Source organism: Rhizobium sp. AG207R, assembly GCF_027109195.1.
GTDB classification, from domain to species: Bacteria; Pseudomonadota; Alphaproteobacteria; order Rhizobiales; family Rhizobiaceae; genus Rhizobium; species Rhizobium dioscoreae.
In genome coordinates this window covers 333951-357847 of record NZ_JAEPVT010000005.1, presented here as the reverse complement: position 1 = coordinate 357847, position 23897 = coordinate 333951, and the positions used below count along the sequence as shown (strand labels likewise).

General features: G+C 60.0%; 25 protein-coding genes and 1 pseudogene. 17 read left to right on the top strand and 9 right to left on the bottom strand.

The genetic code is table 11. The annotated features are described in order from the left end of the window. Positions 1–23: 23 nt before the first annotated feature. From JJQ51_RS14180 to JJQ51_RS14165, 4 genes are all read right to left on the bottom strand, one after another. Positions 24–1349: an MFS transporter gene (locus JJQ51_RS14180; protein WP_113350777.1), complete on the bottom strand. Its 1326-nt coding sequence runs from the start codon at positions 1347–1349 to the stop codon at positions 24–26. A gap of 337 nt (positions 1350–1686) precedes the next feature. Beyond that, complete coding sequence (locus tag JJQ51_RS14175; RefSeq protein WP_269244832.1) at positions 1687–2877, bottom strand: aromatic amino acid transaminase; 1191 nt, start codon at positions 2875–2877, stop codon at positions 1687–1689. Positions 2878–2894: 17 nt separating this feature from the next. Next, positions 2895–4112, bottom strand: coding sequence for a dihydrolipoamide acetyltransferase family protein (locus JJQ51_RS14170; protein WP_152093068.1), 1218 nt, complete (start codon positions 4110–4112; stop codon positions 2895–2897). 2 nt (positions 4113–4114) lie between these two features. Next, positions 4115–6193: an alpha-ketoacid dehydrogenase subunit alpha/beta gene (locus JJQ51_RS14165; protein ID WP_269244831.1), complete on the bottom strand. Its 2079-nt coding sequence runs from the start codon at positions 6191–6193 to the stop codon at positions 4115–4117. A gap of 118 nt (positions 6194–6311) precedes the next feature. Between JJQ51_RS14165 and JJQ51_RS14160 the strand changes: the two genes are divergently transcribed. The 11 genes from JJQ51_RS14160 (at position 6312) to JJQ51_RS14110 (ending at position 15877) form a co-directional block, all read left to right on the top strand. Continuing rightward, complete coding sequence (locus JJQ51_RS14160; protein WP_069610127.1) at positions 6312–6791, top strand: Lrp/AsnC family transcriptional regulator; 480 nt, start codon at positions 6312–6314, stop codon at positions 6789–6791. A gap of 84 nt (positions 6792–6875) precedes the next feature. Next, the gene (gene paaX, locus JJQ51_RS14155) at positions 6876–7766 is read left to right on the top strand and encodes a phenylacetic acid degradation operon negative regulatory protein PaaX (protein ID WP_113350781.1); all 891 of its coding nucleotides are present in this window, start codon (positions 6876–6878) and stop codon (positions 7764–7766) included. A 324-nt stretch (positions 7767–8090) separates the two neighbouring features. Further along, complete coding sequence (gene paaA / locus JJQ51_RS14150) at positions 8091–9095, top strand: 1,2-phenylacetyl-CoA epoxidase subunit PaaA (RefSeq protein WP_113350782.1); 1005 nt, start codon at positions 8091–8093, stop codon at positions 9093–9095. Between the two features lie 30 nt (positions 9096–9125). Next, positions 9126–9410 (top strand): 1,2-phenylacetyl-CoA epoxidase subunit PaaB, encoded by a 285-nt coding sequence (gene paaB, locus JJQ51_RS14145; protein WP_113350783.1) that lies wholly within the window; start codon positions 9126–9128, stop codon positions 9408–9410. Then, a complete protein-coding gene (paaC, locus tag JJQ51_RS14140) occupies positions 9410–10192 on the top strand; it encodes a 1,2-phenylacetyl-CoA epoxidase subunit PaaC (RefSeq protein ID WP_145634792.1) in 783 nt (260 codons plus the stop codon). Before paaB ends, paaC begins: the two co-directional genes overlap by 1 nt. A 9-nt stretch (positions 10193–10201) precedes the next feature. After that, positions 10202–10726, top strand: coding sequence for a 1,2-phenylacetyl-CoA epoxidase subunit PaaD (gene paaD / locus JJQ51_RS14135; protein ID WP_162748759.1), 525 nt, complete (start codon positions 10202–10204; stop codon positions 10724–10726). A gap of 25 nt (positions 10727–10751) precedes the next feature. Beyond that, positions 10752–11828, top strand: coding sequence for a 1,2-phenylacetyl-CoA epoxidase subunit PaaE (paaE, locus tag JJQ51_RS14130; RefSeq protein WP_113350785.1), 1077 nt, complete (start codon positions 10752–10754; stop codon positions 11826–11828). A 28-nt stretch (positions 11829–11856) separates the two neighbouring features. Beyond that, positions 11857–12612: a Phenylacetic acid catabolic protein gene (locus JJQ51_RS14125; RefSeq protein ID WP_113350786.1), complete on the top strand. Its 756-nt coding sequence runs from the start codon at positions 11857–11859 to the stop codon at positions 12610–12612. Positions 12613–12681: 69 nt separating this feature from the next. Further along, positions 12682–14739, top strand: a complete 2058-nt coding sequence (paaZ, locus tag JJQ51_RS14120; protein ID WP_113350787.1) for a phenylacetic acid degradation bifunctional protein PaaZ — start codon at positions 12682–12684, stop codon at positions 14737–14739. Positions 14740–14743: 4 nt separating this feature from the next. Further along, on the top strand, positions 14744–15262 hold the full coding sequence (locus tag JJQ51_RS14115; RefSeq protein ID WP_113329422.1) for an acyl-CoA thioesterase: 519 nt from the start codon (positions 14744–14746) through the stop codon (positions 15260–15262). Beyond that, positions 15263–15877 (top strand): transferase hexapeptide repeat family protein, encoded by a 615-nt coding sequence (locus JJQ51_RS14110; protein ID WP_113350788.1) that lies wholly within the window; start codon positions 15263–15265, stop codon positions 15875–15877. It abuts the gene before it with no gap. Between the two features lie 9 nt (positions 15878–15886). Here JJQ51_RS14110 and JJQ51_RS14105 read toward each other — a convergent pair whose 3' ends face one another. From JJQ51_RS14105 to paaG, 4 genes are all read right to left on the bottom strand, one after another. Further along, positions 15887–16483, bottom strand: coding sequence for a TetR/AcrR family transcriptional regulator (locus tag JJQ51_RS14105; protein WP_113329420.1), 597 nt, complete (start codon positions 16481–16483; stop codon positions 15887–15889). A gap of 103 nt (positions 16484–16586) precedes the next feature. After that, positions 16587–17897, bottom strand: a complete 1311-nt coding sequence (gene paaK, locus JJQ51_RS14100) for a phenylacetate--CoA ligase PaaK (RefSeq protein WP_113350789.1) — start codon at positions 17895–17897, stop codon at positions 16587–16589. Between the two features lie 104 nt (positions 17898–18001). Then, positions 18002–18445 carry a hydroxyphenylacetyl-CoA thioesterase PaaI gene (gene paaI / locus JJQ51_RS14095; protein WP_113350790.1) on the bottom strand — a complete coding sequence of 148 codons (444 nt, stop codon included), beginning with the start codon at positions 18443–18445 and terminating at the stop codon, positions 18002–18004. Beyond that, positions 18442–19230, bottom strand: coding sequence for a 2-(1,2-epoxy-1,2-dihydrophenyl)acetyl-CoA isomerase PaaG (gene paaG / locus JJQ51_RS14090; RefSeq protein ID WP_113350791.1), 789 nt, complete (start codon positions 19228–19230; stop codon positions 18442–18444). The genes paaI and paaG overlap by 4 nt, the downstream gene beginning before the upstream one ends. Positions 19231–19374: 144 nt before the next feature. Between paaG and JJQ51_RS14085 the strand changes: the two are divergent. Together JJQ51_RS14085 and JJQ51_RS14080 are read left to right on the top strand one after the other, a co-directional pair. After that, positions 19375–19584 (top strand): annotated as a pseudogene (locus JJQ51_RS14085) (3-hydroxyacyl-CoA dehydrogenase NAD-binding domain-containing protein); the annotation flags it as partial. 36 nt (positions 19585–19620) lie between these two features. Beyond that, positions 19621–20448: an acyl-homoserine-lactone synthase gene (locus JJQ51_RS14080; RefSeq protein ID WP_246661166.1), complete on the top strand. Its 828-nt coding sequence runs from the start codon at positions 19621–19623 to the stop codon at positions 20446–20448. Here the strand turns inward: JJQ51_RS14080 and JJQ51_RS14075 are convergent. Next, entirely contained in the window at positions 20438–21169 is a 732-nt protein-coding gene (locus JJQ51_RS14075) for a helix-turn-helix transcriptional regulator (protein WP_113350794.1), read from the bottom strand. The genes JJQ51_RS14080 and JJQ51_RS14075 overlap by 11 nt on opposite strands. Before the next feature lie 515 nt (positions 21170–21684). Here JJQ51_RS14075 and JJQ51_RS14070 point away from each other — a divergent pair. The 4 genes from JJQ51_RS14070 (at position 21685) to JJQ51_RS14055 (ending at position 23633) form a co-directional block, all read left to right on the top strand. Beyond that, positions 21685–22128 (top strand): hypothetical protein, encoded by a 444-nt coding sequence (locus tag JJQ51_RS14070; RefSeq protein ID WP_145634785.1) that lies wholly within the window; start codon positions 21685–21687, stop codon positions 22126–22128. Continuing rightward, the gene (locus tag JJQ51_RS14065; RefSeq protein WP_113350796.1) at positions 22125–22553 is read left to right on the top strand and encodes a hypothetical protein; all 429 of its coding nucleotides are present in this window, start codon (positions 22125–22127) and stop codon (positions 22551–22553) included. Before JJQ51_RS14070 ends, JJQ51_RS14065 begins: the two co-directional genes overlap by 4 nt. 16 nt (positions 22554–22569) lie before the next feature. Then, positions 22570–23169, top strand: coding sequence for a TetR/AcrR family transcriptional regulator (locus JJQ51_RS14060; protein WP_246661165.1), 600 nt, complete (start codon positions 22570–22572; stop codon positions 23167–23169). A 290-nt stretch (positions 23170–23459) separates the two neighbouring features. After that, a complete protein-coding gene (locus JJQ51_RS14055; protein ID WP_162748760.1) occupies positions 23460–23633 on the top strand; it encodes a hypothetical protein in 174 nt (57 codons plus the stop codon). Positions 23634–23897: the final 264 nt, after the last annotated feature.

Genomic DNA, 23897 nt, shown 5'->3' with positions numbered 1-23897 from the left:
GGAGGATCGAAAGCTCTCTTCCTTCAATGCGAACGGCTGCCACCGGCGGTCGGCTCGGCGTCGACGATCCAGCGGCGGTGCGGGCCGAGCGCGATCAGCAGCACGACAGACAGGAAGCAGCAGCCGGCGAGGATGTAGAAGCCGATATCGCCATTGCCTGTGGCTGCGTCAACATAGGCCTTGATCTGCGGCGAGGCGAAGCTGCCGAGATTGCCGAGCGAGACAATGAAGGCTATGCCGCTAGCGGCACCGACGCCCCCGAGATAGCGGGTCGGCAGGCTCCAGAAGACCGGCTGCGAAGAGGCAAGGCCCGGAACCGCGATGCAGGCCGCAATCACCATCACCCACGGATTCATCGTTAGGCCGATCGTTCCTAGCGCGATGGTGCCTGCCGTCAGCATGGCGATGCAGACGATGCGATGGTTGTCATGCTTGTCGGCATAGACGGTGAAGAAGCGGGTTGCGAAAAGCGCGCAAAGCCAGGGTAGGCCGAGCAGCACGCCGACCCAGGTATTGACGCCGCCGCCGAGCGCCTGCGCTAGCCGCGCCGGCAGGTAAAAGGTGATCGGGCCGACACCGATCTGGATGAACAGGTAGATGCCGATGAAGGCGAGGACGCGCCAGTCTTTCAGCACGCTGAAGACCGAGTGCTTCACTTCGGAAAGCTTACTGCGCTCTTCTGCCTCGATAACGGCATTCAGCGCGTTTTTCTCCTCCGCCGTCAGCCATTTTGCTTCGTTTGGGCGGCTCGTCAGGAAGAAGAGGGCTGCGATGCCGACGACGGTTGCCGCCAGGCCTTCGACCGCAAACATCCATTGCCAGTTGGTGAGGCCAAGGACGTCGTGATGGGTGAGCAGCCAGCCGGAGAGTGGTGCACCGATCACCAGCGATAGGGGAATGCCGAGATAGAACAGGCCGGTGGCGCGCGCTCGCTGCTTGGCGGGGAACCAGTAGGTCAAATAGAGGAGAACGCCCGGATAGAAACCGGCTTCGCAAACGCCGAGCAGAAAGCGCACGATGTAGTAGCTCGTTGGTGTGTGGGCAAAGACCATGCAGGCGGAGACGATACCCCAGGTAATCATGATCCGGCTCAGCCAAAGGCGGGCGCCAACGCGCTGCATGATCAGGTTGCTCGGCACTTCGAAGGTGGCGTAGCCGAGATAGAGAATGCCGGCGCCGAAGGCATAGGCTGCATCCGAAATACCGGTATCGGCCTGATAAGCCACCTTGGCGAAGCCGACATTGGATCGGTCGAGAAAATTCAGGATCAGCATCAAGCCCAGAAAGGGCAGGAGACGAATCGTCGCCTTGCGCACGGCGCTTTGCAGCGCCGGATTGTCGTTTGTCATAAGTTACTCCTCCCAAAGGCAGAATGCCTCGTAGCGAAACCCTCGCGGACAAGGCATGCCTTCATGCTTAAACCGGATCTCGATCTGGCTATTGACGTGACAGCCAAGCCTGACCGCCATCTTGCATATACGCAGATTATATTTATGTATGAAAAGGTCAATAGGCGCGAGCCCACACGCGCTCGGTCCGCTTAAGGGCAGAGCATAGCGTTCGGGCAGCAGTGGAATCCGGGTGCTTTTGCCGAGTTGGATGCGCGGCAAAAGCTACGGCCGGCGAGCCGATTGGCGCGTCCCGATCACGTCTCTACGCGAAACGCCGGGCTATTTTGGCGTATGTTCAGGCAAGATAGGGACCGATGCGCTTCGCGACGGATGCGACATCCGTAACACGCATCCCTGCCACGTTGATCCTGCCGGAATCCGGCATGTAGATGCCGTGTTCGGCCCGAAGTTGCCGGACATTTTCCGGAGGGATCGGCAGAAGGGAGAACATGCCTTCCTGCGAAGCGATATTGGCGAGATCGGGACGGAATTGCGCAAAGGCTTCGGCGGCGGCGCGGCGGATTTCGGCTATGCGGTTGCGCATTTCGCTGAGTTCATCGACCCAGGCCTGGCGCCGCGACGGGTCCTGCAGGATCGCGGCAACAATAGCAGCCCCATGCGCTGGCGGCATGGAATAGCTGGCGCGGGCATAGCTCGCCAGATTGCCGATGCCCTTGTTCAACGGCGCCTGCTGATCGCCGAAGAGATAGACCGCGCCGGTGCGCTCCCGATAGAGTGAGAAGGATTTGGAGCAGGAGACGGCAACCATCGCCTCGCCGACCGCTTCGATGACGTTGATCATGCCGGCTGCATCTTCGACCCGGCCGTGACCGAGGCCTTGATAGGCATTGTCGAAGAGCGGCAGCAATCCTTTGTCGGCGACGATCTCGGCGATGTCTCGCCAATTCTGCGATGACAATCCTGCGCCTGTCGGATTATGGCAGCTTGTTTGCAGCAGCACGGCATCGCCGGATGCTGCGTTGCGCAGGGTCGTCAGCATCTCGTCAACGAGAATAGCCTGCTTGCCGATGTCAAAGAAGCGATAGGTTTCGACCTGAAGGCCGACCGCGGCAAAGATCGCATGATGGTTGACCCATGTCGGCGTGCCCATCCAGATCTTGCGCCGCTTGTCGAGGGCAAGCAGTTCCGCAGCCAGACGCAGAGCGCCGGTGCCCCCAGGGGTCTGAATTCCCGCGACCGGCTTGCCGCCGTGGCGTTCACCGAAGATTTCGCGGGCCAGCGCGCGCAGAAAAGCATGATCGCCCTCAGGGCCGATATAGGCTTTGGACTCTTGGGTTTCCCAAAGATAGTGCTCGGCTGCCTTGACGGCTCTCATGACCGGTGTGCGGCCCGTTGCATCCCGATAGACGCCAACCCCGAGGTCGATCTTTCCGGATCGCGGATCCGCCGCGAACTTGGCAATCAGTTCAAGCAGCGGGTCGGGCTTCTGTTCCGTAAGGCTATCGAAAAACGCTGTCTTGTTCATTTGCTCCTCCCTCGTGCTCATTGCGGCCAATCCTGCAGAACCCGCACGAATTCCGTCAGCCACGCATTCGTTTGATGCCCATCCAGGGAGCGATGGTCAATCGTCAGGGACACGTAAGCCATCGGGCGGATCTGTATCGTATCGACCCCGTCGACCTCCCGTACCACGACGCGCTTTTCCAGCTTGCCGATGCCGAGGATGGCGGATTGTGGCTGATTGATGATGATCGGGGATGCGACCAGCGAGCCGGAAACGCCATGATTGGAGATGGTGAAGGTTCCGCCTTTCAACTCTTCGCCCTTGAGAGCGTTGGAGCGTGCCCGGTTCGTCAGATCCTGGAGCCTTGCGGCAATCGCCTCCAGCTGGAGATTCTGCGCCTGCCGGATGATCGGCGCGACCAGGCCCTTGTCGCCCAATGCGATGCCGACGCCGATATTGACATCGGCGAAGATCTCCAGGCCGTCATCATGCCACTGGCTGTTGACTTCGGGTACGAGTTTCATGGCCGCAACGGATGCTGCCACGAAATAGGTGGTGTAGGAGAGGTTTACGCCCTCGGCCTTCAGGCGATCCTTGTTGTTTTCGCGATGACGCATGATCGCCGTGAAATCGGCCTCGAAGATTGCGGTGACCTGCGGTGCCGTCGCCAGGGATTGGGCCATATGCCTGGCGATCGAAAGCCGTATGGCGGAATGGGGAACGATGCGAGATTTGCCGTCAGCCGCGACTGCCAGCGGGTTCTGTCCAGCCTCAGCCTGCTGTGACACTGACGCAGATGGATGCGGCCTGGCGGTTTCCAGCGCATGATCCATATCGGCTCGTGTGACCCGTCCGTCCCTGCCGCTGCCCTTCAGACTGGCCGGGTCGATCCCGTATTCCTCGGCGGCCTTGCGAACGGCGGGTGAATAATAAGCGGCTGCGGAGGCCGTGGCAGGTGAAGCCGGCTGTATCTGCGACGGAACCTCGGCCAATTGCGCTGCAACACCGTTTGCATTTTCGATGCTCATCCGTCCGAGGATCGCGCCGGGCGCGGCATCATCGCCATCCTCCATCGCGATTTCGCTCAGGATGCCGTCGCATGGCGCCGGTATCTCCTGGGTGACCTTGTCGGTTTCCAGTTCGACAAGCGCATCGCCTTCCTTGACATGGTCGCCGATCCGCTTCAGCCAGTTTCGGACAACCGCTTTCGTGCCCTCCTGCTCGATCGGCGCCGTGATCTCGATGATACCAGTCATCCTTAAAACTCCAGGATTTTGGCAATGCGCTTGGCGATCCGCTCGCTGGACGGGACGGCCCAGTCGAGAAGCAGGGGGTTATGCGGGCTGGGGATATCCGGCATGGTGAGCCGGGAGACCGGCGCATCGAGATCCGTGAAGGCTTTGTCCGCAATGACGGCTGCAATCTCAGCACCGAAGCCCGCAGCTTCGAGGTCCTCATGGACGATAAGGCAGCGATGGGTCTTGGCGACCGATGCAAGCACGGCTTCCCGATCCCAGGGCATCAATGTACGGAGATCGAGGATATCGGCGGAGATACCCTCGGCTGCTTCCTCGCAGCGCTGCACCATGGCGCCCCAGGTGACGATGGTGATGTCGCTGCCGGTCCGCGTCAGCTTCGCCTTGCCGAAGGGCAGCGCGAAATCGTCGCCGGGATAGGGGCGCCGCGCCCAAGCGTGATCGAGCATCGCCCGATGCTCGAAGAAGATGACCGGGTCGTTGCCGCGGGTCGAGGTACGCAGCAGGCCGACCGCATCTTCGGCGTTCGAGGGAACGGCGACCTTCCAGCCTGGTTGGTGTACGAAGGCCACTTCGTTGGTTTGGCTGTGCCAGGGGTCGCCGCATTTGAAAAAGCCGCCGGGCATGCGCACCACGACGGGGGCGGCAAAACGGTTGTTGGTGCGCCAGCGAATAGTGCCGCAATCGTTCAGCTGTTCGGTCGCTGGTTCGGCATATTTCCGGAACTGGATTTCGGGAACGGGGACGAGCCCGGCGAGCGCCATGCCAACCGCACGGCCGATAATGCCCTCTTCGGACAGAGAGGTATCGAAGACCCGCTCGTTGCCGAATTTTTCCTGCATGCCCAGGGTGACGGCGTGGACGCCGCCTTTTGGGCCGACGTCCTCGCCGAAGATTACGACGCGCTCGTTGATCGACATCTCGTGTTCGAGCGTTCTGCGGATTGCTGTGACCATGTTGATGCGCGGCCCGGATGTCTCCGGTTCGCTTGTCGTGGCCGGTGCGGAATAACCCATGGGATGCTGGCCGCCCATCGTCTGCATGTCGCCGTCGAAGAACACATGGCGGGTCACGGAGGAGGGGTCGGCGACCGGCCTCTTTTCGGCTTGCGCACGGGCGTTTTCGGCTGTCTCGCGCGCGTCGCTTTCGCAGACATCCCATTCCTGTGCTGTCATCACGGCGGGAACGAGGAAATCTTTCAGGCGCGGCAGGGGATCGCGCTCCCATTCGCGCCTCACGGTTTCCTCGCTCTTGTAGGCCTGCGTGTCCTGAAAACTGTGGCCCTCAAGGCGCGGAACCGTGAGCCTGAGAAGCGCCGGCTTGCGTTCGTCACGAACGAAGGAGACGGCATCCTGCACCAGATGCGCAGCTTCGGCGGGGTTGCAGCCGTCGCCATCGAAGATTGCGAGGTTTTTCCAGCTCGCGAGATTGGCGGCGATATTCCCTCCCGGCGTCTGCACCGTCGAAGGCACCGAGATGCCAAAGCCATTGTCCTCGATATAGAACAGCATCGGCAGTGCTTGCGTGGTTGCAGCGGTCAGCGCCGACCAAAAGCCGTTCGAGGCAACCGAGCCGTCGCCGCCAAGCACGACGCCGATGTCGCGTGCGTATTCCGTGCGCCCGAGCGTGGTGGCATAGTATTTCATCGCCTGTGCCCAGCCGGCCGTCGGCGTGTATTGCGCACCGACGCCGCCGCACATGGGCAAGGCCGAGGCGCCGGAACGGTTTGGATAGTTGAAGACGACACCGATGTCGCGGCCGTCGGAATAGCCGCCGGCGCGGCCCATGGCTGAACCCAGCGCATCGGCCGGGTCGACGCCGAGAGAAAGCAGAAGTGGCCGCGAGCGATAATAGCCGCAGGTCGCGTCGTGCAGGCCGGTCAGCTGCATTCCAAGAAGGATTTGCGCCATGTCATGGCCGCGTGCGGAAAACTGGTAGAGAACCTTCTTTTCCGGAACGAGGCGCTTCTCCTCCATCTCGTCGAGAGCCCGGGAGAGATGAACGAGATAGGCAACCTTGCGCCAGTCGATGTGATCGTCGGGCGAGTTCCGCTCGTGGCTTTTGAAGGCAAGCTGGGCCATGTGATCCTCCTACAGATGGCTCAACTATTTTAATTCAAGCGTCAGCTCTATTCCTTTCAATTTGACAGGCTTTGCCGTAGCTTTTGAAAGATATGTTTCATAAGTGGCGGATTTCTGAATGGAAGATTTCGATCTTGATCACGTCGACAGAGCGATTCTGCGCGTCCTGCAGGAGGAAGGCGATATCAGTCAGGCGGCGCTGTCAGAAAAGGTCGGCGCATCGCCTGCCTCTTGCTGGCGAAGGATCAAGGCATTGGAAAGCGCGGGCGTGCTCGGCCGGACGGTTCGCCTTGTCGATCCCGACAAAATCGGCAAGGGGCTGAATGTCTTCTGCCAGGTCAAAATGAAGACCCATGATCCGCCGACGCGGCGCGACTTCGAACAGTTCATCGCCAGCTATCGCGAGGTGCTGGAATGCTACTCCATGTCGGGGGAGTGGGATTACCTGATCCGCGCGGTCGTTGCCGATGTCAGGGAATATGAGGGGCTTTTGATGCGGGGTATCCTGACCCATGAAGCCGTGCTGAGCTCATCGTCGCACTTCTCGCTGAAATGCGTCAAATACACCACGGCGTTGCCGACGAATGTGTCACGATAAAGCCTCTGTCCGTACTCGCCTTGAATAGTGCGAGCGTCTCACGCTAATAAACTCTAATAATTTCAGATGCGGAGCAGGGTTGGAGTGTCGGCTGATAACGTCAAGCTCGGCCATGATTTGAGCGAAGCGGTTGCGGCGCTCCTTATCAACTTGCCGATAAAAGCGGCGAGCTTCATCGTGACGATCTACGGCGATGTCATCGAGCCGCGCGGAGGCGTCGTCTGGATCGGCAACCTCATCGAGACGTGCAAGAGCGTCGGGATTACCGAGACACTGGTGCGGACCGCCGTGTCGCGATTGGTTATGGCGGGTCAGCTTGTGGGCGAGCGCGAAGGGCGCCGCAGCTTCTATCGGCTGACCGACGCCGCTCAAGCCGAATTCGTCGAGGCTGCCAGCCTGTTTTATGGGCCGCAGCCCGCGGTTCGATGGCAGTTCGTCCTCATCAACGGACCTGCGCCGGAAGAGATTATGCAGGGCCTTGAGCGGGAGGGGTTTGCGAGGTTGAACCCGCGCCTGGCAGTGGGAACGCATCCAGCACCGCCCCTGCCGAGCAACGTCGTCGTCTTCGACGCGCAGCTGGCGACCGAGAACGGCGCATTGCGGGAATTTGCCGAAGAGGCCTGGAACCTGCCGCGTTTCGCAGAGGCCTATCGCGAATTCATTGCCCGGTTCGGTTCATTTTTCAAACGCGTCGGAAATTGTGCCGCGCTATCGCCGTTCGATTGCCTGATTGCGCGGCTGTTGCTCGTGCATCAATATCGCCTGATCATGCTGCGTGAGCCGCATCTTCCCAAGTCTGCGCTGCCGGATAATTGGCCGGGCGAGGAGGCACGGCGGCTGTTCGCCGATCTCTATCTGCTTTTGTCGAAAAAAGCCGATGCTTATGTTGGCCGCCATTTCATCAATGAGGCAGGCAAGCTTCAAGAGACCACGCCGGCGAGCCAAAATCGGCACGAACGTCTCAAGTCCCTCTGAAGGGTCAATCCTCTCAGTAACATAGCGAAGCAGTTGCCTCGCTGCACTCTTTGATAGTCTAAAATGTCACAAAAAATGATAGTCTAAAATGTCACAAAAAATTTGGAAAATTCATTTGTACTGTGACATATCTCATGTTAATACAGTGACCGATCGGTCGGTTAATGCATTTGCCGCGGGATCGCTGTTTCGTGGAGGAGAACGAGAAACAGGCTTATACTGGCGGTGCCGTAACGCGGCGGCCTTGCTGATGCGCTTCGAGACAACCCCGGGCCTGCGATCATTCTCGAGCGCGTCGGACGCGCGAAGACGGAGGAAAGATCAATGTATGCACAGATGGTGAAAACCGACGACGCCCGCATCCGCTCCCTCGACGAGATGGATCCCCAGGAGCGCGCCTTTCAGGAGCGCGTCGATGCCGGCCAGAAGATCGAGCCGAAGGAGTGGATGCCGGAAGGGTACCGCAAGACGCTGATCCGCCAGATCAGCCAGCATGCTCATTCCGAAATCGTCGGTCAGCTGCCGGAGGGTAACTGGATTACCCGTGCTCCGACGCTAGAACGCAAGGCGATCCTGCTTGCCAAGGTGCAGGACGAAGCCGGCCACGGCCTCTATCTCTACTGTGCCGCCGAGACGCTCGGCATCAGCCGCGATGAAATGTATGAGCAGTTGCACTCCGGCAAGGCCAAATATTCCTCGATCTTCAACTATCCGACGCTGACCTGGGCCGATATCGGCGCGATCGGCTGGCTGGTCGATGGCGCTGCCATCATGAACCAGGTTCCCCTGCAACGCTGTTCCTACGGCCCCTATTCCAGGGCCATGATCCGCATCTGCAAGGAGGAAAGCTTTCATCAGCGCCAGGGCTTCGACATCCTGATGAAAATGGTGAAGGGCACGCCGGTGCAAAAAGCCATGGTGCAGGATGCTTTGAACCGCTGGTGGTGGCCGTCGCTGATGATGTTCGGCCCTTCAGACGATGCCTCCGTGCATTCGGCCCAGTCGATGGCCTGGAAGATCAAGCAGAATTCCAATGATGAGCTGCGGCAAAAATTCGTCGACCAGACCGTGCCGCAGGCGGAGTACCTCGGCGTGACCGTCCCCGATCCCGATCTGAAGTGGAACGAGGAGAAGGGTGGCTACGATTTCGGCGAACCGGACTGGGAGGAATTCTTCAACGTGATCGCCGGCAACGGCCCCTGCAATGCGGAGCGGCTGAATGCCCGCAAGCAGGCATGGGACGATGGCGCCTGGTTCCGCGACGGTCTGACGGCGCATGCCGAAAAGGTGGCCGAGCGCCGCGCTGCCGCAAAGATTGCCGCCGAATAAGGCGGCTCGAAAGTTCAGGGAGTGAGAAACATGTCCAGCGAATGGCCGCTTTGGGAAGTCTTCATCCGTGGTCAGCATGGCCTCAACCATCGCCATGTCGGCAGCCTGCATGCACCCGATGCCGAGATGGCGATCAACAATGCGCGCGATGTCTATACCCGCCGCAACGAAGGCATCAGTATCTGGGTGGTGCGCTCGTCTGAGATCACCGCCAGCGCACCCTCGGAAAAAGGCCCGCTCTTTGATCCCTCTAATTCCAAGGTCTATCGTCACCCGACGTTTTTCGACATTCCGGATGAAGTGGGGCACATGTGATGGCGACCGCTACCCTTGAGCCGGCGGCCGCTCAGGCCGCTCTCGTCGAATTCCTCCTGCGCATCGGCGACAACACGCTGATCTTAGGCCACCGCGTTTCCGAATGGTGCGGCCGCGGACCGGCGCTGGAAGAGGATATCGCGCTTGCCAACACCGCACTCGATCTCATTGGCCAGACGCAACTCTGGCTCGCTCTGGCGGGCGAGGTGGAAGGCAAGGGCCGTTCGGCCGACGAACTCGCCTATCTGCGCGATGGCTACGAGTTTCGCAATGTCCTGCTGGTTGAGCGCCCCAATGGCGATTTCGGCAAGACTTTGATGCGACAATTTCTCTTCGACGCCTGGCACTATCTGCTGCTGAAAGCGTTGAAAGGATCTGCCGACCGACGCATCGCCGAGATCGCCGAGAAGGCTTTCAAGGAAGTCTCCTATCACCTCGATCGCAGCCGCGACCTGATTATCCGCCTTGGCGACGGCACGGCCGAAAGCCATCGTCGCATGCAGGAGGCTCTCGACGATCTCTGGGCCTTCACCGGTGAAATGTTCGTTGGCGATGCCGCCGATGCGGCACTGGCACAGGCCGGCGTGATCCCGGAACCGCAAAGCCTCAAGGCGGGCTGGGACGAGATCGTCTCCGATACACTTACCGAAGCGACGCTGAAACGCCAGGCAGATGGCTACATGCACAAGGGCGGCCGGCGCGGCGTTCACACCGAGCATCTCGGCTATCTCCTGGCCGAGATGCAGTTCCTGCAGCGCGCCTATCCGGGCGCGACTTGGTAGGAGGCTGACATGGTGACCGCGCTGCATCCCTCGGTCGACGAGGTCTGGCACTGGCTGTCTGAGGTGCCGGATCCGGAAATCCCGGTGATCTCGCTGACCGATCTCGGCATCATCCGCGATGTCGGCTGGCACGAGGATACGCTTGTGGTGACGGTGACGCCAACCTATTCGGGCTGTCCCGCCACGACGGTCATCAATCTCGATATCGAGCGGGCGCTTGCCGAAAAAGGCCTCGACCATGTGCGCCTTGAGCGCCGGCTGTCGCCTGCCTGGACGACGGATTGGATCAGCGCGGAAGGCCGCGAGAAGTTGCGCGCCTACGGAATCGCCCCGCCGATCGATGGCACCGCTGCCGATGGCGTGCTGATGAAACGCATTGACCGGCTTGCAGGCCGATCCAACCTCGTTGTCGCTTGCCCGCACTGCGGATCGACGGACACGGAAAAGATCAGCCAGTTCGGCTCGACGCCCTGCAAGGCAAGCTATCGCTGCACCGAGTGTCTGGAACCTTTTGATTACTTCAAGTGCATTTGACCCCAACAGGACAAGGCCCGCATCCATGGCACGTTTCCATTCGCTGACCGTCACCGATGTGCGCCGCGAGACGCGCGATGCGGTCGTCGTCACGCTTGCGCCATCCGAGGAGGACCGAGCCATCTTCGATTTCACGCAGGGCCAGTATCTGACCTTCCGCCGCAAGTTCGATGATGAGGAGCTGCGCCGCTCCTATTCGATCTGCGCCGGCAAGGACGAGGGCGTATTGAAAGTCGGCATCAAGCGCGTGGCCGGCGGCTGTTTCTCGACCTGGATCAACGAAAAACTGAAAGCGGGCGACACGCTGGAAGCCATGCCGCCGATGGGAGCCTTCTTCACGGCGATCGAGCCGGACGCGGCAAAACACTATCTCGGCTTTGCCGGCGGCAGCGGCATCACACCGGTTCTCTCGATCATCAAGACCGTGCTGGCGCGCGAGCCACGCTCGGTCTTCACGCTGGTCTATGCCAACAGGCAGATCAGCTCGATCATGTTCCGCGAAGAGCTCGATGATCTGAAGAACCTCTATCTCGGCCGCCTATCGGTGCTGCATATTCTTGAAAGCGAAGCGCAGGAAATCGATCTTTTTACGGGGAGGATCGATGCGGAAAAATGCAAGGCGCTCTTCAAGAGCTGGATCGATATTAAGTCGGTTGCGACAGCCTTCATCTGCGGTCCCGAGCCGATGATGCTGGCAATTGCCGCGGCGCTGCGCGAGCACGGCATGCGCGACGACCAGATTAAATTCGAACTTTTCGCCTCCGCGCAGCCCGGCCGCGCGCGGCGCAAAGTGGAACAGGCCGCCGGCGCGGACCAGGACGCGGCGTGCGAGGCAACGGTCACGCTCGACGGCGCGACGCGAACGTTCAAATTTCCCAAGCATGGCCAATGCCTGCTCGATGCCGCGCTCGAAAATGCGATGGACGTGCCTTACGCATGTAAAGCCGGCGTTTGCTCCACCTGCCGCGCCAAGATTCTCGAAGGCGAGGTGGAGATGGAGGTCAACCACGCGCTCGAGGATTACGAGGTGCGCCAGGGCTATGTGCTGACCTGCCAGTGCTACCCGCTCACCGACCGCATCGCCGTCAGCTACGACCAGTAGGCGCGTGTGGGTCGAAGGGAGGAACAAGATGTCCGAGACGATGCCTATCGAGCAATATCTGGAGGAGGGTGGGATGCTCTCCTCGCCGGACAATGCGCCTCCGCGCTATCGCGGCGAACTCTTGCGTCTGATGGCGAGCTTTGTCGATAGCGAACTGGCCGGTTCCGCCGGCTTTGCCGATATCATCAACGACGCCCCAGGTATTCAGGAGCGCATTTCTGCGGCACGCATCGTGCTGGAAAAGACCGACCATGCCGGTCAGGTCCTGAAGATCATGGAGACTTTCGGCGTTGATGGCGAGCGCTATGCCGTCCAGCATCCATGGGCGGCACGGCTCGCCCGCGATGCCGATATAGGCGCTGTGAGGCACGGCGGCGACATGCGGCTTGCCGTATTCCACTACCCGCTCGAAGGCTGGGTGGATGCTGTCGTCATGAATGTGCTCATGGGTGCTGCCAGTGTCGTGCAGTTGAAGGAGCTGGCGCGCGTCTCCTACCAGCCGCTGGCAGAAACTTTCCGTGCCATTCTGCCGCGCGAAAAGCGGCACGCCGAACTCGGCGCCGCCGGTCTTGCCCGCATCGTCGCCGATGATGAGGGGCGGGCCAAGGCGCGACCTTCGATGGCCTACTGGTACCCTCGTGTTGCCGCGAGCTTTGGTCATGCCGGCTCGACCCGCTTCGAGACATTGTCGCGCTTCGGCCTGCGTCATCAGCCCAACGAGACCCTGCTGGCCGAATGGCGAGCCGATGTCGATGCGCAGCTCTCTGCGCTCGGATTGGCTTAGCCACGCCCGGAAAGCAAACGGCTATTTGCCTTTCAGGATTGCCGGAAAAGATGAAGGAAGGAAAAACGGATGAACATCATGGCAAAACAGCCGCGCCGGCTTGAAAGCTATGTCGGGGGCACCTGGGTCGCCGGCGCCAAGGAAGGCGTGCCGCTGCTTGATGCGTCGACCGGCGCACCCGTCGCGTTCATCGATTCCTCCGGTATCGATTTCAAGCAGACATTAGCCCATGGCCGCGACAAGGGCGGACCGGCACTGCGGCGCCTATCCTTCCATGAGCGTGCCGCAATGCTGAAGGCGCTTGGGCAGGCGCTGCTCGAGAGGAAAGAAGAGTTCTACGCGCTCTCTACGGCGACGGGTGCCACGCGTGCGGACAGCTGGGTCGATATCGAAGGCGGCATCGGAACTCTGCTGTCCTATGCCTCCAAAGGTCGGCGCGAGCTGCCGAATGCACGCGTGCTGCTCGATGGCGATGCGGAGCAGCTCTCCAAGGATCAAAGCTTTTCCGCCCAGCATATCCTAAGCCCGCTACAGGGTGTTGCCGTTCACATCAATGCCTTCAACTTCCCCTGCTGGGGCATGCTGGAAAAAATCGCGCCGACTTTGCTTGCCGGCGTTCCCGCCATCGTGAAACCGGCGAGCCAGACAGCCTATCTCTCCGAGCTGATGGTTCGCCGTATCATTGAAACAGGCCTGCTGCCGGAAGGTGCGCTGCAGCTTGTTTGCGGCTCGGTTGGCGATCTCCTCGATCATGTCGAAGGCCAGGATGTGGTGACCTTTACCGGCTCTGCCGCAACCGGCCAGCGTCTGAAGATGCACAAGTCGATTATCGAAAACTCCGTGCGTTTCACCATGGAGGCCGATAGCCTCAATGCGGCCGTTCTCGGTCTCGATGCTGCTCCTGGCACGGAGGAGTTCGATCTCTTCGTCAAGGAGGTCGCCCGTGAGATGACGGTCAAGGCCGGACAGAAGTGCACCGCCATCCGCCGCGTCATTGCGCCCCGTTCCTATAGTGAAGCGCTGATTGCCGCCTTGAACGATCGCCTCGGCAAGACGGTGATCGGCAATCCGGCCGATGAGACTGTTCGTATGGGGCCGCTTGCAAGCCTCGACCAGCGTGAGGAAGTCCGCGCTCGCATTCGGGATCTCGCTATCGAGGCCGAGATCGTCGGCGGCGATCCCGACAATCCGCGCGTCACGTCCGGCGATGCCAGCGCCGGCGCCTTCCTCAATCCGGTTCTGCTTTATTGTGACAAGCCGGGCTCGGCGCGTGCCATTCACGATGTCGAGGCCTTCGGCCCCGTCAGCACCGTCATGCCTTATGATACGGCGGAAGAGGCGGTCGATCTAGCACGACGCGGCAAGGGCAGCCTCGTGGCCTCCGTCTTCACCAATGATCCGCATTTTGCCGAGGAAGTGGTTCTCGGTCTGGCACCGTTCCACGGCCGCGTCATGATCGGCAACCGCTTGAGTGCCAAGAGTTCCACCGGGCACGGCTCACCCTTGCCGGGCCTCGTTCACGGCGGTCCCGGCCGCGCAGGCGGCGGCGAGGAGCTCGGCGGTATCCGTGGCGTCAAGCATTACATGCAGCGCACTGCAGTTCAGGGCACTCCGCGCCTGCTTTCGGCCGTGACGGGACGTTGGATGGATGGGGCGGATGCGCGCACCGGCAGCGAGCATCCGTTCCGCAAATCGCTTGCCGAGCTAACGGTCGGCGATCAGTTCGTCACCACCACGCGCACCGTCACGCTCGACGATATCGAGCATTTTGCGAGTTTCACCGGCGACACATTCTATGCCCATATGGACGAGGAGGCAGCCAAGGCCAATCCGTTCTTCGAGGGCCGGGTGGCGCATGGCTATCTTATCGTCTCTTTCGCGGCAGGCCTTTTCGTCGATCCGGCTCCAGGCCCGGTTCTCGCAAATTATGGGGTCGATAATCTGCGCTTCCTGACACCGGTCAATCCGGGTGATACGCTCCAGGTGCAGTTGACCTGCAAGGAGATCAATCCCCGCATCAATGCCGAGCACGGCGAGGTGCGCTGGGATTGCAAGGTGACCAACCAGCTGGATGCCGTCGTCGCGCAATATGACGTTCTGACGATGGTAGCGAAAACAAGAGAGTGAATGCATGACGACGATTGAGCAAGACCCGCATCGCCTGGAAATGACCGTGCTGATGACGCCCGATATGGCGAATTTCAGCGGCAAGGTGCATGGTGGCGCCCTTCTGAACCTGCTCGATCGCGTTGCCTTCTCCTGTGCGTCGCGCTATTCCAAGCAATATGCCGTAACGCTGTCGGTCGATCAGGTGCTGTTCAAGGAGCCGATCAATGTTGGCGAACTCGTCACCTTCCGGGCCTCTATCAATGATACCGGCCGTACCTCCATGGAAGTCGGCATAAGGGTGGAAGCGGAGAATATCCGTTCCGGCCAGCGCCGCCACACCAACTCCTGTTATTTCACCATGGTTGCCGTTGACGAGGCCGGTCGACCGGTCCGCGTGCCCGAGCTTGTTCCGGTCACGCCGACAGATATCCGCCGTCACAAGGCAGCCCAGCTTCGCCGCACCTTGCGTCGCGAATTCGCGCAGCGGCTGGAAGCCGTAGCCGAAACCGGTCGCGACGTGGAAGGTTTGGGAGCCGACTGAATGGCGCAGATCTATTCCTATGACGGCTTGATCCCGGTCATCGATCCCTTAGCCTTCGTGCATCCGGCCGCAACCGTCATCGGCGACGTTATCATCGGCCCGGCCTGTTATGTCGGGCCGGGCGCCGTGCTGCGCGGCGATTTCGGGCGCATCGTGCTCGAGCGCGGCTCGAACGTGCAGGAGACCTGCGTCGTCCATAGCTTCCCGAATCTGGAAGTTGTGATCGGCGAGGCGGGGCACATCGGCCATGGCGCTGTGCTGCATGGCTGCCGCATCGGCGCCAATGTCATGGTCGGCATGAATGCCGTCATCATGGATGAAGCCGTTATCGGCGAGAATGCGATCGTCGCTGCCATGGCCTTCGTCAAGGCCGGTGCCGAAATTCCGGCTAACAGCCTTGCTCTGGGATCGCCGGCCCGAGCGGTGCGTGAGCTTACGGCAGATGAGATTGCGTGGAAGCGCCAGGGTACCGCCATCTATCAGCGCCTCGCACTGGAGGCAAAGGAGAAGCTGGCGGCCGTCGAGCCGCTCACCGCGCCCGAGCCTGATCGCCGTCGCATCCGCGCGCCGGAATATGATCCTCTTATTCTCGAACGGATGAAGCTCGGCGATTGAGGCGCGATATCAACGGACGGCCTTGACCCCTTCAAGGATGAGGGTGGTGGCGATATCGGCATATTCGTCGCGGGTGATCGGGCCGTTGGGACGGAACCACATATAGACCCAGTTCATCATGCCGAAGAGCGACATGGTGACCGGCATCAGCAATGGCTTGTTCTTGTTGAGATCAGGGTTGAGGTCCTGGATCACACTGGAGAAGCGCTTGACGATGCGTCGCTCGATCGTCCTGATCTCCGACAGCTGTTCCGGCGAGAGCGCATGCGTGCCGTTAAGCTGAACCTGATGTTCGTTGTCCGCGCCTTCGTAATTTTTCAATACGGCTTTCACGAGCAGGCGCAGCCGTTCCTGCGGCGTTGCATCGGTGCGATCGGCTGCTTCGATCGCGCTTTCCAGCTCTGTCAGATGCGTCTGCACGATATCGAAGATCAGCGCATCTCTGCCGGGATAGTAATGATAGAGCAGGGCCTTCGAGACGTTGCTGTGCGAGGCGATCATCGACATGGAGGCCTTCTCCATGCCGACCTCGGCAAAGACCGCCGCAGCGCTTGCCAGGATGCCGCGCTGCTTTTCCTCGAAATCAACTGCGCGCGTGCGTGCCATGTGATCCTGCTCTGCTCATTGCCGGTTGACATTATCCATGCCTAATGGTCGATGCTTCCTATACACGATCAAATCCTTGTCGGGCTATCCGCTACGACACCAATCATTCTTTCGGGCGGTTGTCGACCACACGCTTTGCCTTGCCCTCCGAGCGGACAACGCCGCCCGGCGGATGCACGGCGATCTTCGTCGAGACACCGACCACGCTCTTGATGTGATGGGTGAGTTCCTTTGCCGAAACGCCGCGCGCGATTTCGTCCGCCGCCTCCAGCGTGCATTCGACATGAACGGTCATGTTGTCCATGCGGCCGGAGCGCGTCAGCTCGATCTGGAAGTGCGGCGAAAGCCCGCGGCATTTGAGGATCTGCTCCTCGATCTGTGTCGGGAAGACATTGACCCCACGCAGGATCATCATGTCGTCGGAGCGCCCCGTCACCTTTTCCATGCGGCGCATCGAGCGTGCCGTGCCGGGCAGCAGCCGCGTCAGGTCGCGCGTGCGGTAGCGGATGATTGGCAACCCTTCTTTGGTCAGCGTCGTAAACACCAGCTCGCCGAGTTCGCCATCTGGCAAGATCGCGCCGGTGACGGGATCGATGATCTCCGGATAGAAATGGTCTTCCCAGATGTGCAGCCCGTCCTTGCTCTCGACGCATTCGCTGGCAACGCCCGGACCTATGACCTCAGACAGGCCATAGATGTCGACGGCATGCATGTCGAAGGCGTGTTCGATTTCCTCGCGCATGGCGTTGGTCCATGGCTCTGCGCCGAAGATGCCGACGACAAGCGAACTTTCTCGGGGGTCGATGCCCTGGCGGCGGAATTCATCGAGGATGGACAGCATGTAGGAGGGGGTAACCATGATGATGCGCGGCTTGAAATCCTGGATCAGCGTCACCTGCCGTTCCGTCATGCCGCCGGAGACAGGGACTACCGTGCAGCCGAGCTTTTCCGCGCCGTAATGTGCACCAAGGCCACCGGTGAACAGGCCGTAGCCATAGGCGACATGCACCAGATCGCCGGCCCGGCCGCCAGCGGCCCGGATCGAACGCGCAACGACGCTCGCCCAGGTATCGACGTCCTTGGCGGTATAGCCGACGACGGTCGGTTTACCTGTCGTGCCGGAGGAAGCATGGAGCCGGGCAAGCTTTTCGCGCGGCACCGCAAACATGCCGAAAGGATAGGTGTCGCGAAGATCCTTCTTGGTGGTGAAGGGGAATTTGGCGAGATCGGACAAGGCCCTCAGATCGGAGGGATGCACGCCGGCTTCATCGAAGCGTTTGTTATAGAAGGGCGAATTCTCATAGGCATGGGTGAGTGACCACTTCATGCGTTCGAGCTGCAGCGCGGAAATCTCGTCGCGCGAGGCTATCTCGATCGCTTCCAGCTCGCTGGCTCGCGGAGAAAGGTTTTCCATGAATGTCTCCTCCAGAAATGCTTATCCTCTTGTCTCTTCCCCATTCCGGCCGGAACACCGCTGCGCATTTTTCCGGGTAATGCTGGGCGCTGCCGGCATGAACCCTATTCCGGCAGCAGCGTGCCCTTGACCGTTCGCGAGTGGCCGCGGAATTCCGCAATCTGCTCGCCCTGCTGATTGGTGATCGCAATGTCGTAAATTCCGCCGCGGCCGCGGCGCGACACCTCCCGCGCCGTCGCCGTCAGCAGGTCGCCCCTGAAGGCCGGCGCGATATAGGTCACCGAACAGTGCTGGGCGACGGTGCGCTGGTTGTAGCTGTTGCAAGCGAAGGCGAATGCCGAGTCGGCAAGCGTGAATATGTAACCGCCATGACAGGTGCCGTGACCATTCGTCATCGCTTCGGTGATCGCCATCGAGAGCGTAGCCTCACCCGGTGCTACTGCAAGCAACTCCATTGCGAGATGGCGGCTGGCATTGTCTTCGTCCCACATGGCTTTTGCGCATGCTTCTGCAAGCGCCTCTGGGGAAAGCGTGTCGGCCATGCTCATTTGCCCTTGAACTCCGGCTTGCGCTTTTCGAGGAAAGCCGTGACGCCCTCGGCATAGTCGGCGCTGCGGCCTGCTTCGCGCTGAAGGTCGCGTTCAAGATCGAGCTGTTCGTCGAGCGAATTTGTCGCTGCCGCCTGAATGGCGCGCTTCGTCAGGCCGAGGCCTTTTGTAGGGCCGGCGGCGAGCCTGATGGCAAGCGCCTTTGCCTCATCCATCAGCGTTTCATCGTCTACCACGCGCCAGATCAGGCCCCAACTGGCCGCCGTTTCCGCACCCAGAGGCTCAGCCGTCAGCGCCAGCGCCTTGGCGCGGGCTTCGCCGATCAGCCGCGGCAGGTTCCAGGTGCCGCCGGAATCCGGCACGAGGCCGATTTTCGCGAAGGCCTGGATGAAGCGGGCGGAACGGGCTGCAATCGTGATATCGCAGGCGAATGCGATATTGGCGCCGGCGCCGGCGGCAACGCCATTGACCGCGCAGATTACTGGCTTTTCCAGACTGCGAATGAGGCGCAGCAGGGGATTGTAGAAAGTCTCGATCGTATGGCCGAGATCCGGAGTGCCTTTGCGCGGATCGCGATCGCCGAGATCCTGGCCGGCCGAAAAGCCACGACCGGCTCCCGTCAGGAGAACCGCGCGAACATCCGCATCCTGATGTGCACGCTCGAAGCCGGCGCGCAGCGCAAGATGCATTTCTTCGTTGAAGGAGTTGAGTTTGTCGGGTCGATTGAGCGTGAGGCTCAAGACGCCATCGGCGAGCGCCGACAGAATGGTGTCGGATTCGGACATGTTTCCTCCCTGCCGCCCTTTCGATGGCGACGCAAAACTCTTGCATAAACCGACCGGTCAGTCAATTATAAATGCAATGATTGACATGAGGATCATGACCGTCAACGTTCACGTATGAAGGTGTGATGGCCCTCATCGTCCTATCTTGATCCGGATGAAATTAGCGAAGGACTTGTGCAGCCGGAGCGCTTCGTGAGGCTGCATTTCTTCGGGCCTGCCTATGTCACGAAGCTTCTGAAGATTGTGCCGGCCGGGAAAACGGTCACGGAAGTCCTGGCGATCGGCTTAACACTGGCGCGGCGGCCCGATGTATTATGGGCAAACCCGCGGCCTTGCCGAAATCGTTGCGCTTGAAAGGCGTTAGCGCGCCGAATGCCAGCAAGCCCCTGCATGCCGACCTTTGCATGCCGACAGGAGGGGCCGCGGGAGCGGTTGAACCTCTGCCTTGCTCCGTACCCCTCGATTCTAAAGGGTACTCGCGGTCACGCAATCTGGCGGAATCGATATATTGAAGCCTGGCTCCAAGGTGCTTTGTTAAGGCAAAATTTGGAGACGCTGATGCTACAGATACTGACCCGACGAGACCGCAATGCGGCGTCCTCGTATTTCACTCAGATGTTCCGCGCCCGCGCGCTCGTCTTCCGTGATCGAATGGGGTGGGATGTCAACGTTGAAGGTGGTTTGGAGATCGACCGCTTCGACGACGAGCACGACCCCATCTACCTGGCCGTGAAGGAAGAGGACGACGAGCTTACGGGTTCGCTGCGGCTGTTGCCGACAACGAGCGAGACGATGCTTTCGAGCGAGTTCCAGCATTTTTTCAACGAGGATCTCGATATCTGCAGCCCTTCGATCTGGGAGTGCACCCGGTTTTGCGTGCATCCTCCGCTTCAGGCCGGACATCCGTCGTCGCAGACAGCCGCCGTCGAACTGCTCTCCGGTCTTTGCCGCCTGAGCTTGAAATCGGGCATCGAGCACATCATGGGCGTCTATGATGCATCGATGATCGGGGTTTACCGAAAGATCGGATGGTCGCCGACGCCGCTTGCGCGTTCGCGGCCGGAGATCGGCAACCTCTATGTCGGCCTCTGGGAGGTGAACGAGGAGTCCGATCAGCGGCTTGAGCAGCGGCTGAGGATGATGCGCGGCAAGGATGACAGGACCCCCACCTTGCAATTCGCATCTTCGTCGCCGGGGAATATTCAGTTCAGCTTTTGATGAGCTCAAGCGAAATTGCTTTCGCAATGGCCTGATTTGTGGTGCTGACGTGAAGTTTGCGGCGGCCGGAGCTGAGATACAGGCGCACGGCGCTTTCAGAAATTCCAAGAATGGATGTGATCTGCTTCGGAAGCAGGCCGTGCGCCAGCAGTTCCAGGCACTCGGTTTCCCGCTTCGAAAGCTTGCGTCCGATGCTTTGTTCTCGCAGACCGGACACGATCAATGACTGCTCATGCAGATAATAGGCGATCACCTGCAGATCGCCTATTATGCTGTTTCGCAATTGCTCCCAGTCGCCGCTTTTCAGATTTGAGGTAACTGTAAAAAGCGATCGCTCACCGTGAGGCCCTCGAACGACCAGCGTCAAGCCGTAGCGCCCGACATCAAAGGCTTCGGCTTCGCGGAAAAAGGAGATGCTTTGCGGCGACTTCAGATCGAGGGTCGACCAGTCGAAGGGCAGAAATCCGTTGCGTCCGGCTTGAACAACGGGATCGATCGAGAAGTAATCGTGCGCTATATATGTGTCTATCCATTCCGGCGGGTAGGTCAGCAGGAGAAGCGGGTTTTGCTGCGACAGGGCGGCGATTTGCGTCACATGAAAGGCTGCGTTTGCCAGGCCGTATAAAGAACAGAACTTGAATAAGAACTGTCGCAATTCATCGATGTCATTTGCCTGAGCGATCTCAGACAAGCAATGAGATTGGCGTGATCCTGTCAACATAGTCTCACCATAAAAGCCGAAGTGAAAGCGGTGCTCGGGCCACGCGCAGCGCGTCTGGGATGTCTTTCAAAGTTTGAAGGTCATCCTGGCGCTCCCGCCGCACTCTCAGCTATTCAGAAGCCAACTTTTCGCGGGCATGATTGGGCTCTTAAAATTGTCGAAAACATAGTCGCTGCCAATCATATGAGGGTTGTGTTGCTGCATCTTTGGATACACGCGGAAGATACAGGTCCAGTCCCCTCGCCATATGTGCATACGCGCCATATGACGTTTCGCTAAGCGCCGCTGCTTCCCTCGCGACCATGCCGGCTTTAAGGCCGGGCAGGGTGCAAGCTCCATAATATCAGGCTCGAAGAATGTCCTTCCTTTACAAATGACCGACGGTCAGTCATATATGTGGGCTATCACTGTCAGGTTTTAAGGGGCATGCGAATGGTCGTCCGTATTGAGAATGTGGGAGGCGCAACACAGAGCGACGCCTGCTTCCGATTTGCCGCATCGAGGGGTATCCGGTCATGATCCGTCACGATCTCAGCCATTGGCCGCTCGTGCTTTCCGCCGCTCGCGGCGCGATGTCGCTCGATGAGCAGCTCGCCTTCTTTTCGGATTGGGACGCCTGGCTCGATCGCGGCGAATCGTTTTCGACATTGCGTGTCTTTACCGATGCCGAGGCGCTCAAGCGGCCTGAAGGCGGCGCAAAGGATGCAAAGGTCTGGCTTCAGGCCAATGGCGAGCGGATCAGGCAGTTCGTCATCGGCATGGCGACCGTCATACCGTCGGAGGCTCTCGAAGAGTTGAGCCGCATGGATGCAGAAAAGCTATTCGGAATTCCCGCGCAGATGTTCGATGACGTCAATGAGGCGGCGATGTGGCTTGCTTCCCTTTCGGCAGCGCAAGGAAGACCACTGGACGTCGGTGGGGCGCTGCGAGGTCTGGCAGCTTTGCGTGGGCTGTCATGAGCGAGCATATATCGATGTTGCCTGAGGGTGATGAGACTCATTGGCCGCTCGCGATACTGGTCGCGGAAACGCCGCTTGATGTCGACGGCATGCGCGCGGGCCTCGATATGATCGAGAGCTGGCTGAGACGCGAACAACCTTTTGTTCTCCTCCTGGTCGCGGCTTGCGGATGCACGTTTCAAAGAGATGTGGCTGTGCTGCCCATGCTGGCGCAGCGGCTGGATCTTGTTCGCGAGGCGCTTTGCCGCTCCCTTCTCGGGGTCGCAGTTGTCGCCCCCGCATCCGCGCTCGATGACGCTCGGCGCAGTCTTGCTCGTCTTCCGCTCGATATGCCGTTAGAAGTCTTTGAAAAGGGCTCGCTTGCGGTAAGGTGGTTGTGCGCATCCGCTCTCTCGCCAGCGGGTATCATCATCGACAGCCTATGAACAGCGAGGAGAACCCGTGACCGTTACAGATCGTCCGCGTCCGCGCACCAAGCCGCCGGAAATTCGCCGTGAGGAATTGATGGATGCCGCGCAGAGACTGTTTCTGGAGAAGGGGTTTGCCGCGACCAGTGTTGCGGAGATCGTCGATGCCGCAGACGTCGCCAAGGGTACTTTCTACCTTTATTTTCAGACCAAGGACGATGTCCTTAAAGCCCTGCAAGCGCGGTTCGTCGAGCTCTTTTGCGAGAGGATCGATGCCGTCGCCAGAGCGTCCGCCTCTGACAGTTGGGTGCGGCGGCTCGACGTTTTGATGGAGGCCTGTGTTCTCGGCTATCTCGACGAGGTCGCGCTTCACGATCTGGTATTTCAACAGTTTCAGCCGACGAAGCGGGACATGAAACGTGCCAATCCTCTTGTTAGTCGCCTCACGTCCTTCCTTGTCGAAGGTCATGCTGCCGGCGCGTTCGCCTTCGTCGATGCCCGGCTCACGGCCGTCATGCTGTTCAATTCCATGCACAGTGCGGTGGATGACTGTCTGGCCGATGGATCGGATGTCGACCGGCGGAGGCTGGTGGCAGCCGTTACCGACTTCTGCCGACGCGCCGTCAGCCCCTAAGACGAAAGAAATGGCGGCGAGAGACGTTGGACGAATGGAAGCACGCCCCTTCGCGGAGGAAAAAGCAGTGCATATGATGTCTGTCTCGGCAGGGCCAATTGCGCAGATGGTCGGTACGGTGGGTCTTCTCGCTGCCGCCCACATGGTGGCGTTTTGGAATGACCGCTACCGCACTTTTGCAGAGAGAAGCATGGGCTGATGACGAAGGCGAACTGAAGCCGGGATCGCTTGACGCCTGTGCTGCACAGCCAAGCACGACGCGCGGATGCGCCTGAATAAATGGGGAGGCAATGATTTGGAATTTCGAAGTCATTGTGGCCATCATCGGCAGCCTCGGTGCTGCCGGTATTGTCCTGTGGCAATTGGCGGATTCCGGCCGCCGCAGAAAGGAGACACGGGAGCGTAAGGATAACACCGACGCGATTGTGGAAGAGGTGCGGCAAACCCGAAACAAGGACGACTAGGATATTGCTCAGGCTTCCATCACAGCCTTTCAGCCAAGCGAATACGCGAAATTGCCTCGCTACATGCGGATATGATCCCCGCTAGAAATTGATGCGCTGCGGGCTTTTGGCGACAATGATCCTAGGGGCGGCGACATTGATCGCGCTATGGGGACTGTCGCGGCTTTCCAACAGGTCGGTGCTGCGCTGAAGCTATTTCGCATGGACATCCAGCCCAAAGCCGGTTGCCTCCTCGGGATACGCGACTTATTGAAACGGACAGCT